11 protein-coding genes are annotated in these 12023 nt (G+C 57.6%); 3 read left to right on the forward strand and 8 right to left on the reverse strand.

Annotated elements, in window-relative coordinates; translation table 11 throughout:
• Positions 1-5: 5 nt before the first annotated feature.
• The 3 genes from ACRZ96_RS01350 to ACRZ96_RS01360 are packed head-to-tail and all read right to left on the reverse strand — an operon-like array spanning position 6 to position 3038.
• The gene (locus tag ACRZ96_RS01350) at positions 6-740 is read right to left on the reverse strand and encodes an SDR family oxidoreductase (RefSeq protein ID WP_170406318.1); all 735 of its coding nucleotides are present in this window, start codon (positions 738-740) and stop codon (positions 6-8) included.
• Entirely contained in the window at positions 737-1468 is a 732-nt protein-coding gene (locus ACRZ96_RS01355; protein ID WP_480814165.1) for an SDR family NAD(P)-dependent oxidoreductase, read from the reverse strand. Before ACRZ96_RS01355 ends, ACRZ96_RS01350 begins: the two co-directional genes overlap by 4 nt.
• Positions 1469-1487: 19 nt before the next feature.
• Positions 1488-3038, reverse strand: a complete 1551-nt coding sequence (locus tag ACRZ96_RS01360; RefSeq protein ID WP_480814166.1) for a trimethylamine methyltransferase family protein — start codon at positions 3036-3038, stop codon at positions 1488-1490.
• Between the two features lie 352 nt (positions 3039-3390).
• Here ACRZ96_RS01360 and ACRZ96_RS01365 point away from each other — a divergent pair, with 352 nt between their 5' ends.
• Entirely contained in the window at positions 3391-4035 is a 645-nt protein-coding gene (locus ACRZ96_RS01365; protein ID WP_480771497.1) for a hypothetical protein, read from the forward strand.
• Positions 4036-4215: 180 nt separating this feature from the next.
• Here ACRZ96_RS01365 and tyrS read toward each other — a convergent pair whose 3' ends face one another.
• Both tyrS and ACRZ96_RS01375 read right to left on the reverse strand, forming a co-directional pair.
• Positions 4216-5466: a tyrosine--tRNA ligase gene (tyrS, locus tag ACRZ96_RS01370; RefSeq protein ID WP_480585254.1), complete on the reverse strand. Its 1251-nt coding sequence runs from the start codon at positions 5464-5466 to the stop codon at positions 4216-4218.
• Positions 5467-5764: 298 nt separating this feature from the next.
• Positions 5765-6844, reverse strand: coding sequence for a Hint domain-containing protein (locus ACRZ96_RS01375; RefSeq protein WP_170396711.1), 1080 nt, complete (start codon positions 6842-6844; stop codon positions 5765-5767).
• A gap of 636 nt (positions 6845-7480) precedes the next feature.
• Between ACRZ96_RS01375 and ACRZ96_RS01380 the strand changes: the two genes are divergently transcribed.
• Positions 7481-8560 (forward strand): anhydro-N-acetylmuramic acid kinase, encoded by a 1080-nt coding sequence (locus ACRZ96_RS01380; protein ID WP_480814290.1) that lies wholly within the window; start codon positions 7481-7483, stop codon positions 8558-8560.
• A gap of 64 nt (positions 8561-8624) precedes the next feature.
• Here the strand turns inward: ACRZ96_RS01380 and ACRZ96_RS01385 are convergent, their stop codons facing one another.
• Complete coding sequence (locus tag ACRZ96_RS01385; protein WP_480771496.1) at positions 8625-9515, reverse strand: fatty acid desaturase; 891 nt, start codon at positions 9513-9515, stop codon at positions 8625-8627.
• Positions 9516-9519: 4 nt separating this feature from the next.
• Positions 9520-9939 (reverse strand): cupin domain-containing protein, encoded by a 420-nt coding sequence (locus tag ACRZ96_RS01390; protein ID WP_480771495.1) that lies wholly within the window; start codon positions 9937-9939, stop codon positions 9520-9522.
• A gap of 86 nt (positions 9940-10025) precedes the next feature.
• Between ACRZ96_RS01390 and ACRZ96_RS01395 the strand changes: the two genes are divergently transcribed.
• Complete coding sequence (locus ACRZ96_RS01395) at positions 10026-11444, forward strand: protein adenylyltransferase SelO (RefSeq protein WP_480771494.1); 1419 nt, start codon at positions 10026-10028, stop codon at positions 11442-11444.
• Positions 11445-11506: 62 nt separating this feature from the next.
• Here the strand turns inward: ACRZ96_RS01395 and ACRZ96_RS01400 are convergent, their stop codons facing one another.
• A complete protein-coding gene (locus ACRZ96_RS01400) occupies positions 11507-11902 on the reverse strand; it encodes a hypothetical protein (RefSeq protein ID WP_170636232.1) in 396 nt (131 codons plus the stop codon).
• Positions 11903-12023: the final 121 nt, after the last annotated feature.

A 12023-nucleotide genomic window follows, 5' to 3' on the forward strand; every position in this document is an offset into this window, starting at 1 on the left:
GCTGATCAGGGCAGGCTGAGCTTTGCCATCCGTCCGCCATCGATCGTGTAAATTTGACCGGTGACAAAACCCGCTTCCTCGGCTGCCAAGAAAGCGACCAGTGCGGCGACTTCTTTCGGGTCGCCGGTGCGGCCAACGGGATGAATGCGGGCGATATCCCGGCGGAATGCGCCGGGGTCGTTCATGCTCTCGATGAAATCGATGTTGAGGTCTGTGTCGATCCAGCCCGGTGCCACTGCATTGCAGCGAATGCCTTCTGCTCCGTGATCCACGGCAACCGCACGGGTCAGCCCATGTAGCCCGGCCTTAGAGGCGCAGTAGGCGGCATGGCCGGGGTTGCTGCCCAACCCCTCGACCGAGCCGATATTGACGATGCTGCCCTTGGTTTTGCGCAGATGTGGCAGTGCAGCCTGGATCAGCAGGAACGGGGCGGTCAGGTTGACCATGAGGTTGCGTTGCCAATCTTCAAGCGGCATGTCGTTGACAGAGGCCTCCTGCATCATGCCTGCATTGTTGATCAGTACGTCCAGCTGGCCCGCGCTGTCCACAACCTGCTTGATGATCTGCACCGGGCTTTCCGGGTTTGCAAAATCCGCCGGGATAGAGGGGAACTCATCATCCTTACCGCGCTGCGCAGTGTAGACATTAGCCCCTTCTTCGCGCAGCCGCCGGGCGATGGCTTGTCCGATGCCACTGCGGCCACCGGTCACGAGCGCTGTTTTTCCTGCAAATCTTTTCATTGTACCGGCTTGCCCCCATTCACTTCGACCAGAGCACCACACATGTAGCGCGCCGAATCCGAGGCGAGAAAAAGGATCACTTCGGCTATATCTTCGGGTTCGGCGATACGCCCTAAAGGCACCGACTTCCCAAGCTCGGCAATCGCCGTATCAGGATCGAACCCACGTTTGGCAAAGCCCGAACGCAGCATCGGTGTGTTCACCTCGTTCGGGCAAACGGCGTTGATGCGGATGCCCTGATTGGCGTGATCGTGCCCCATGCATTGGGTGAGGCTGGCAATGGCCGCTTTGGTCATGCAGTACACCGCATGATCCGGGCCAGGTCGAAGGCCCCAGCACGAGGCAGTGTTCACAATAGCACCGCCACCCGCCGCCGCCATGATTGGAATCGCAGCGCGGCAGATACGGAAAGGGGCCTCGACATTCACTCCGACGGAAAGGGCCCAATCCTCATCAGATGTTTCAGTCACCGGGCCGCGGGTAATCACGCCTGCATTGTTGATCACGATATCAAGACCATCCAGCGCCTGATGCGCGGCCAAGGCCAGCCCGTCGCAATAGTCGGGATCGCGCAGATCGCCGGGCAGATGCGCCTCGGCTGCAAGGCTGCCCACATCGCGGTCAGCAACAGCTACACGCGCGCCTTCGGCCCGCAACTGGCTGACGATGGCGCCCCCGATCCCGCCCGACGCCCCCGTGACGAGTGCGGTTTTTCCGGCGAACTTCATTCGTGTACCTCCCCGGGATTTAGTAGGACTGGTTCAGCTCATCCGCAGCCGGTATTTCACGCTCGCGCCGGGCGATGTAATCCAGCAGCTCTTCGTTCTTGGCGATATCGAGCGTTGGTTCCTGATACTCGGCCAGCAGCTTGCGGGCGTGTTTCAGGGCGCGTTCGGTGATTTCAACACAGCCCTCAGCCTGCCATTGTTCGATCGAGTTGTTGTCGAACATATCCGGCATGAAGAATGCGCTCTGGAAATTGTCCTGCGTATGCGGATGCCCAAGGTAATGCCCGCCCGGACCGATATCACCGACTGCCGAAACGGCCTGATCGAAATCGCCCCATTTCGGGCCTTCGGCCATGCGATAAGCCATGGCGCATTGTTCTGCGTCGACGATGAACTTGGCGGTCGAGCAGTGCATCCCGGCCTCGTTCCAGCCCGCCGAGTGCCAGATGTAGTTCGCACCGGCATGGATGACCGCCTGCAAGGTGGTGGCAGATTCATAGCCTGCCTGCGCATCGAAAGTTTTCGCCCCACCCAGTGTGTTCGAAGTGCGCCATGGCACGCCGTAGTGCCGCGCCATCTGGCCGATCATGAAGTTCATCAAGCTGATTTCGGGCGTGCCTGCCATCGGTGCGCCGGATTTCATCGAGACGGTCGACAGGTAGTGCCCGTAGATCGCGGGCGCGCCCTTGCGGATCACCTGCGTATAGGCAAGCGCGCTGAGCGCCTCGGCATTCAGTTGCGCCACGGTCGCCGGAACGCTGGCAGGCGTATTGGCCCCGCCCAGAACGAAGGGCGAGCACAACACCGGCTGCTTTCGGCGACAGAAGGCACGCATCGCGCCCAGCATGGTTTCATCCCAAACCAGCGGCGAATTGCCGTTGCAATTACCAGTGGTGACCGGGTGATCTTCAAGGAAATCCTCGCCGAACAGGATGGTGCACATCTCCATGACGTCTTCGGCATTCTTGGGGCTGGTGGTCATGCCCATGAAGGTTTTGTCAGAGTGCTTCATTGACGAATAGGTAATCCGCAGATGCCGCTGACTGATCGGGTGATCATAGGGCTCCACGATGTGATGGGCCGAGGAATGCAGCGCGGGCAACATATGGCTGAGCTTGTGGAACATCGCCAGATCGGCCAGCGTCGGGTTGCGGCGCACATCTTCCAGATCGCGCAGGAAGGGCGCACCGGTCATCGGCACGAAGATCGAGTGTTTACCGCCCAGCCGCACGTTCTTTTTCGGATCGCGCGCGTGGTAGGTGAAATCTGACGGAATGGTCGCGATCAGCTCACGCACCAGACCGCGATCCAGATAGACGAGTTCGCCTTCGACCTTGGCACCAGCCTTCTTCCAGTCTTCCAGCGCGATGGGGTCACGGAACTGAACGCCTACGTTTTCCAGAATATCCATCGAGGCCGCATCAATGCGTTCAACCTGGGCGCCGTCCATCACTTCGCATAACGGAATGCCTCGGGTCAGGCCCGGCAACATCTCGAAGTTTGGAGCGGTGCGCATGGCGCGCCGGGCAGAGCGCCCTCCGGTACGTGTGGCTGTGGCAGTTCTGGTCATATGGTGCCTCCTTCCGGTTCAGAGTGGAACGGAAAGGGTGAGGTCCACATGCAGGAATGCGAAAGACTGTTGCGAAATGCGACGTTGAGTTGGCACACGGAAAAACCGCCACAGGAGGGCGCCCCTTGAGAGAAGTACTATTGATCTCTCAGCCACTTGGGCTTTGGTACGTCCAGACAAAGACAATACGGAAAACGCCTCGGTGAGGGTTTTTGCGTTTGATTTTGTTCAATGGCAGGTAAGCGGGGCGAAAGTGAACTTTCGCTGCATCTGCGCCAAGGTCTGTTTTCAAGAGCGCCGTAAATCGGTTAGCTAAGACTAGCATCAACAAGAGCAATGGAGATTGAGGCCGTTGAAGTACAAAGCAGCTCGAAGGGCAAAATTGGTTGACCTCGAGCCGGTGTTGCGACTGCCTAAAAAGCCGGGGCACAATTCTGTAGGCAAGAGAAGCTTAGCTTTCTGCCATCCAAATCACAGTAGAGAAACGCTAGAGACTTATTTTGGAACTTTCCTACAAGCGATGTTTGTGAGCGAGGAGGAAGACCAAATCATCAGTTTTGCATGTGCGATCCGAACATCTGGCAAGCCAATACAAGAGCCAATAGTTTGGTCGGATGCAACAGGTGATGGAGCGACTTTAAATCACGACAAAAATGGAGCGTGGTTATATGTCAGTCGCCTTGCATATACAGCAGGACCTGGACATGCTCACGTATCGAAGGAAATAGGTCCGCTCCTTGTGTCCCTGCAAGAATTAGCCGTGAGGCTAAAATTACAAGGCGTTGCTTTCCCTACACGCTTCTCTGGGTTCCGCGAACGGTCGGGGACGACCGAGTTTCAAAGGACGACAATTGACGACAAGGGTTCGTTGGAGCGGTCGGGGCTACGGCCTCTCGGCATCGCCTTCCAAGCGGGCTTTGAACATGTAATAGCCTTGCCGAACTACCTGGGTGACGGGAAGCACTTCGCAATGATGGTTTGGCGAAACGAGCAGTGACAAAAAACGCGAACCTGAAAGCTGACGTTCTTTTCAATCACAACATTCAACACTTTGGGCTCAAGGCAGACCTTCGCCAGGTTCGCCAAGTATGCACCAAAAAAGTGTTGCAGTTCGAGTTACTCGATCTGCAAGATTTACCATGGAGCGCGGCCACCCGAAGGCAGCCCTTTGATTGGCTCAGCCCAACTGAACCAGCGCGTGGCGTTTCTTGCCCGCGCTGAGTTTGATGGGCGAGGACAGTGCGCCTGCGTCGATCATCAGGCCCGCGTCGGTCAGCGGAGCATCGTCTAGCTTGGCACCGTTTTCGGCGATCAGGCGTTTGGCCTCTTTGCCGGATTTGGCGAGGCCGGATTTGACGATCAGCTGGACGATGGACATGCCGTCACCCAGCTCTGATGCGCTGAGGGTCAGGGTCGGGAGGTCTCCGCCAACGCCGCCCTTTTCGAACACCTCGCGCGCGGTCGCCTCGGCGGTTGCAGCGGCTTCTGCACCGTGCAGCAGAGTTGTGACTTCGTTGGCGAGGCGGATTTTGGCCTCGTTGATTTCGGACCCTTGCAGCGCGGCCATGCGATCGCATTCGTCTACCGGAAGCTCGGTGAAGATTTTCAGGAACCGTCCCACATCGGCGTCGGTCGTGTTGCGCCAGAACTGCCAGAACTCATAGGCGCTCAGCATGTCGCCGTTCAGCCAGACGGCTCCACCTTGCGATTTGCCCATTTTGCGACCATCGCTGGTGGTCAGCAGGGGTGTGGTCAGACCGTAGATTTCGTGATCCAGTACGCGGCGGGTCAGGTCGATGCCGTTGACGATGTTGCCCCACTGGTCCGAGCCGCCCATCTGCAGAACGCAGTTATACCGGCGGTTCAGTTCGAGGAAGTCATAGGCCTGCAGGATCATGTAGTTGAATTCGAGGAACGACAGCGATTGCTCGCGGTCCAGCCGCGATTTCACCGATTCAAAGCTCAGCATCCGGTTAACCGAGAAATGCCGCCCAATATCGCGCAGGAAATCGAGGTAGTTCAGGCTATCCAGCCATTCGGCATTGTTCAGCATCAGCGCGCCGGTGTCGCTGTCATCGTAAGACAGGTATTTCGAGAACACCTGTTTCATGCCTGCGATATTGGCGTCGATCTGTTCAGGGCCCAGCAGGGGGCGTTCGTCTGAACGGAACGAGGGGTCGCCTACCTTGGTGGTGCCGCCGCCCATCAGGGTAATTGGCTTGTGGCCGGTTTTCTGCAACCAGCGCAGCACCATAATGTTCATCAGGTGACCTACATGCAGCGACTGTGCGGTGGCGTCATAGCCGATATAAGCCGTCTGCACCCCAGAGATCAGCGCGTCGTCAAGGCCCTGATAATCGGTGCAGTCGGCGAGAAAGCCGCGCTCGATCATCGTGGCGATGAAATCCGATTTGGGGTGGTAGGTCATGACGCTCAACAGGCCTTGTGTTCTGGCCCTCTCTGCAAGGGCTGGTGTAAGTCATAGGTCAGTAATTTCAAAACCAGACCCGCTTGGTCGCACGGCGGAAGGTACATTCATGCGACTGGCCTTCTAATTCCCTAAGTCTCGCGGAATGTCCAGACATTGGCGAGCAAGTGCAGTCCGCACTGAAAGAATCTTGCGGATAAGCTTTCTGAGGGAAACGCGAAGAAATAACGCATAGCGAAACACAGAATATCGCGTCAGTCTTTGAAGCGTACCAAGTCCTGCCGGATAACCTCTGGTTCTAGCGTGCAGTGTGTCTGGACAGAAGCGGCTTTTCATTCTTGATGTGGCGTTCAATCAGTTGCTTTTGCAGCTTCCCGGATGGGATCGGGCAGGCGGGCTTGGGGGCAAATTCCAGTTCTGCTATCTCGGGGAATATGCTCAGGATTTCTGTTCGTGCTTCTGGACTGATGGCCTTGAGCACTTCCGGTCCGGTAAACAGGCTTTCCGATGGTGCGCCTTCGGCATAGACTACCTCGTGCTGTCCAAAAAGAAGGTGAAAATACTCGACGCTCTGGGCATCCTGGTCGATGAAAATACCGGGCAGCGAAGTCAGATTGACGGCGGGTACCAGAACTTCGGAAGTCCTGAACATCCGCTCGACAATCTTCGAAGACACCAGCATCCGGTGCTGCCGGGACACCACAAGATCACGCTGAGGCAAGCCCAGACCTAACGCTCCGGCGCTGATACGAACCGGGCGCAGTTTGGGGTTTGCGGCCAGTTCCGGGGCAGATATCGTACGGCGAAACACCCGCAGCAGGGTGGCAAATCCGGGCCCATCACCTGTGGGATCAAACACTTCGATCTCATCGCTGGCTTTCAGATCCTCGACCGCCTTATGACCACCCCTTACCCGAATATTCGTGCCACTGGTGAAACAGGGAACAAAGTCGTCAACGGGCAGATTTACGACTGGACTGGCGAAGGCACCGTCACCCAGCGCCGTGATCGTCAGTGTTGTGTTGAGCGGGGGGACATCCCCCAAAAAGCCGATGAAGAATCCTTGCTCGGCTCCGCCGCCAAACGCGCCGTTGCCGCTGGAATCATAGTCGAAAACGCCAATCGTATAGGTATTGGTGCCATCCGTGACTATGTAATTGTAATCCCAGGCAATTGCATTCCCCAGATAGGTTTGCGTGGGGTCGTCTGGGAATTCGTTGTTTACACCGTCTCCCTCGATGGTGTTGGGGTCAACACCATCAGTAATTTCGATCGTATTGTACGCGGAGATCTGAAATGTCGTTCCAACGCCGCCGAATTGGGCCTGGTTCGTAGTCAGAGTCGTGTCCGTCCGAAATGCACCGTATATGTTTGGCATAAACCCTGTTCAGGCCAATTCACTGCCGCTTTTTACTAAGCGGTATGAACCTACTCACCCGTCCTCAATTTGTTGTCTGTGCTTCGCTGCATATTAATATCTCATCTATAAGCATTGGCGCAACATTTGCGAATATCCTGGGTTTTGAGCCTGCGCTTTTATTGCACTCAACATCCCAAAATACCTGCCATTATTCAGTCGCCTTGTTTCAATGCAAATCTGTCGAAGCTGAGCTATATGGAATGATCGTAGGTGCTTCAGATCAAGTGGAACACTGAAACCGGCGATGGGCATTCTTGGGAGAGCTTGGCACCTGCTGTAGCGATCTGCGAACATGTGGTAATGGACTTTGTACAGCTCTTTCATGAGCACTCGGAACTGCGCTGCGTTTGAGAACGCCCTGTTGCCTTCATTCGCGGTCTCATGCCTTTCGGTACACTGTATAGGCGGGGGCAGGGGCAAGAAAAAGGCACATTTCCAAGAAAAGTGCCGCTCACGCCTGATGTGCCTTGCCTTGGCTTCTCATTACCGTGCAGGTTGTGCCCAGAACCCGGCGAAACGGGTGGAGAGACGCAATACGAGGTCGGCGTGGGCAGGGTCATCAGCAAATCGGGGGCTATCAGAGCGTTGGGGGCCATGTCGGGCACATCGCTGGACGGTGTGGACGCTGCGGTCGTTGAAACTGATGGGCAGCAGTTATTCGGCTTTGGTCCCAGCGGGTATCGCGCTTATTCCGAGGAAGAGCGTGCCACACTGCGCGCGGCGCTGGGGCTTTGGCATGGACCAAAGGTTGATATCTCGGCTGAATTGGTGACCCGGGCACATGCCGAGGTTCTTTCAGAGTTCGAAGAGGTCGACCTGATCGGCTTCCACGGTCAAACATTGGCACATGAGCCGCGTGGGCGTGGCACGTTGCAGGTGGGTGACGGGCTGGGTCTGTCGCAGGCTTTGGGGCTGCCGGTGGTCTGGGATTTTCGCAGCGATGATGTGGCGCTGGGCGGAGAGGGTGCGCCTCTGGCCCCGTTCTTTCATTTCGCCTGCGCCAAATGGATCGGGGCGGAAGAGCCGCTGTGTTTCCTCAATCTGGGCGGTGTTGGGAACCTGACCTATGTTGACCCGTCTTTTGACGGGCCTGAAGCGCCAGGGGCGTTGCTGGCTTTCGACACCGGACCTGCCAACGCGCCGGTTGACGATCTGATGCAGGCGCGGTTGGGGATGCCGATGGATCGGGACGGCGCGCTGGCCCGAGAGGGTACGGTCGAGACCGGCGCACTGGAGCTGTTTCTGGCCGAGCCCTATTTCAACCGAATGCCGCCCAAATCGCTGGACCGGAATGATTTCTCGGAAATGATCGGTCTGGTGACCGAGCTGAGCGATGCGGATGCGGTGGCCACGTTGACCGGGATGAGCGCTGCGGGTGTGCTGCAGGGGATGGAGCATTGTCCCAAGCCGCCTGTGCGCATGCTGGTTACCGGTGGCGGACGTCACAACCCAGTGCTGATGGAAATGCTGCGCGTGTCGCTGGATTGCCCGGTCGAACCGGTTGAGGCGGTTGGGCTGGACGGAGACATGCTGGAAGCGCAGGCCTTTGCCTACCTTGCCGTGCGTGTGGCGCGGGGATTGCCGACCTCTTGCCCGGGTACCACCGGGGTAAGTGCGCTGGTCGGGGGCGGTGTCGTGTCGTCTCCGGCGAGGGGTGTCGTGGTGAGCGGGTAGGGGGCTCTGCCCCCGTCGCTGCGCGACTCCCCCGAGGTATTTTTGGCCAGATGAAGGGACGGATCTAGCGATTTAGGGCGCGGGCGTAATCCAGGGTGAATTCGGTGTAGCCGTCCGAGGTGGATTGCAGGTGTGCCTGGGTCCAGCGGTGGAAGGCTGGAAGGTGGTGGAAAGGCACGTTTGGAAAGGCGTGGTGTTCCGCGTGGTAGGGCATGTTCCAGGCCAGAAATCGGATCATTCGATTGGTAAAGGTGGTACGGGAGTTTTCGAGCATATTTGCCACCGGCGGGCAGAGGCCGTGTTCAGCCAGCAGGTATAGGCGCAGGAAAGGCTGGCCGATAAGGGCGGGCAGAAGCCAGAGCCAGAACAACAAGGGGCTGAAGAACAGGCTGAGTGCGGCCAGGGCATATAGTGTAGATAATATTCGGGCTTCGGTTCGTATGGCGCGGTGCTGGCGGGTTGGCAGGTAAGCGGCGTCAATCCTGCCGCGCGCGTTGTCGGTCAACACACGGGCCATACCCGTCCAATATGGCCGGCCGCTGAGATAGATCGCAAGGCTGCGCCAGTTTTCGGGGCGGGGTTTGCCGCCAAGTTCCGGGTCTTTGGTCGGGTGGTTTGTCCATTTGTGATGGGCAAGGTGAAAGTAGCGAAACCATGTGAACGGCAGGCAGATGGGAATTGAGACAAGGTGCCCAACCGCTTCGTTGATCCAAGGGGTTTTGAACGGCGTCTTGTGGGTGCATTCGTGGCTGAGCGTAAAGAGGAAAACCAGCAATAGGCCTTGCGGCAGGAGCAATAGTGGCCAGAGGGGAACCTGTAGGATGATACCGGTGCTGGTTGCTGTCAAAGCGCCGAAATAGATCGCTAGATGTCTGAGACCTGCCATGTCTGACCGCTGTTGCAGCCTGTCCTTGGTGTCGGGCGGGATCGCGGCGATCAGGGCGCGGTGGTCCATGGAATTACACTCTTGGAATATCAAAGCCGGGTGGCGCGAGTTCAAACCCGTCAAATTCAAATCCCGGTGAAACAGTGCAACTGACCAGCGTGTAGTCTCCACTGCTGCGCGCCGCCTGCCAATGGCCCTTGGGTACAATAAGCTGCGGTGCGCCTTGGGTCAGATCAGGTGTCAGGATGTGGTCTTTGGCAGGGCCTGTATCGGAGGCGCTGAGCGAGAGGATCAGCGGAGCGCCGGAATGGTAGAGCCAGATCTCGGTCGCATCTACCTTGTGCCAGTGGCTGCGCTCACCCTCTGCCAGTAGGAAGTAGATGCAAGTGCCGGTGGCACGGCCGGGATTGTCGGCGCGCCAGGTCTCTTTGAACCAGCCGCCTTCGGGGTGCTGCTGCAGGTTCAGGTGTTGGATGATGTCTTGCGCGGTCATGGGAGCCTCGGGTCTGTTTGTGGGATTATGCACGCACGCGCACGATCTGCTATGGCAATTGTGTATGCAGAGCATATGTTTGCCGCATGACTTTGATGATCCCGTTTGACAACAGCTATGTTCGCCTGCCGGACACCTTCTTTGCGCGGCAGGGGCCCGTGCCTGTGCGTGCACCAAAGCTTGTTGCCTTCAACAGTGATCTGGCGCGACTGTTGCGGATTGCGCCGGGCGACGTTGAAGAGATGGCGCAGGCTTTTGCGGGCAATACTGTGCCCGAGGGGGCCGAGCCGCTGGCGCAGTTATATTCCGGGCATCAGTTTGGCACCTATAACCCTCAGCTAGGAGATGGGCGCGCGGTTTTGTTAGGTGAGACGGTCGGAGTCGACGGGATTCGGCGGGATATTCAATTGAAGGGCTCAGGGCAGACACCTTTCTCGCGCCAGGGAGATGGACGTGCCTGGCTGGGGCCGGTTTTGCGCGAATATGTGGTTTCCGAGGCGATGCATGCGCTGGGCGTTCCCACCACGCGCGCCTTGGCAGCGGTTGAAACCGGAGAGATCGTGCTGCGCGAGGGTCCGATGCCCGGGGCGGTATTGACACGTGTGGCGCAAAGCCATTTGCGGGTGGGTACGTTTCAGGTGTTTGCAGCGCGAGGGCAGATAGAGAGCCTGCAACGGCTGACTGAATATGCCATTCAGCGCCACTATCCTGAGGCGGACGGGGCTATGGGTTTGTTGCGCGCGGTTCGGGATGCGCAGGCCGGGTTGATCGCCCGATGGATGAGCGTGGGTTTCATTCACGGGGTCATGAATACTGACAACAGCTCGATCGCCGGTGAGACGATCGACTATGGCCCATGTGCGTTCATGGACAGCTATCACCCGAATACAGTCTATAGCTCGATCGACCGGATGGGGCGGTATGCCTACTCGAACCAGCCTGAGATTGCGGTTTGGAATCTGGCGCAGCTGGCAACGGCCCTAATTCAGCAGTTTGAGGACAAGGACGCAGCTGTCGAAGAGGCCACCGAAATTGTCCATGCCATGCCTGCGTTGATGCAGGCACATTGGCTGGAACGTTTCAGGGCCAAGATCGGATTGGTTCGGGCAGAGGAGAGGGATCTTGAAATGATCTCGGACCTGTTGACGCGGATGGCGCAGAATCAGGCGGATTTCACAAACACGTTCCGCGCGCTGGGCAGCGACCGCGCGCGAGACCAGTTTGCCGACCCGGCGGCTTTTGACGAATGGGCAAAGGGGTGGCAGGAACGCTTGGCGCGTGAGGATGCGCCTTCGGACGTGATGGCTGCGGCCAATCCGGCCTTCATTCCACGCAATCATCGGGTGGAGCAGATGATTCAGGCTGCGGTGCAGGGCGATTACGCACCGTTCAATCGACTGAATGAAGTGCTGTCACGGCCGTATGAGGATCAACCAGAATCAGCTGACCTGATGCGCCCTCCGGCGAAGAACGAGGTCGTACACGCGACATTCTGCGGTACGTAACAAAGAGATGGTTTCTTATGAAGAAACTGAGCCTGAAACTTTTGAAGTTTCAGGTTTCGAGGCTATCGGGGCGTGTCTGCAAAGGGCTCGGCGATCACCTGACACGCATCTTCATAGACAATGTAGCCGATCCGGTCTGATCGCAGAGTATCGATCTGGTATCCGTTTTCTTTGAGCAGTGCGACCATCTCATACGACTTGCCCAAAACCTCATTGGCTTCGGGTTTGAACCAGCTGAGGCCTTTGGTATTGCGCTGAAAGGCGCCTTTAGATTTTGTCCTGTTGAAACGATAGGGGATTTCAAGGTTTTCCCGGAACCAAGCCAGTAGCGCCTCAATTCGATCGAATGTGTATTTATCCAGCGCGGCAGTGTCGCGCAGGTGGTAGGCCGCGCAGAAGAACCCCTGACGCGCGTCCATATCTTCTATCTTGATCGGATGGACAAACCTTATGAACATGATCGTGAAGGTGGCCGAGGGGCTGCGCGGGCTCAAGGCCGTTTTGCACAAATGTTAGCGGAGCAAGCGGCGCGTTGCCATTCAGCGCTGAGTTCGGCTTGCACTTGTCCGACCAGTTGGC

The sequence above is a fragment of the Ruegeria sp. CF1 genome, from assembly GCF_056537445.1.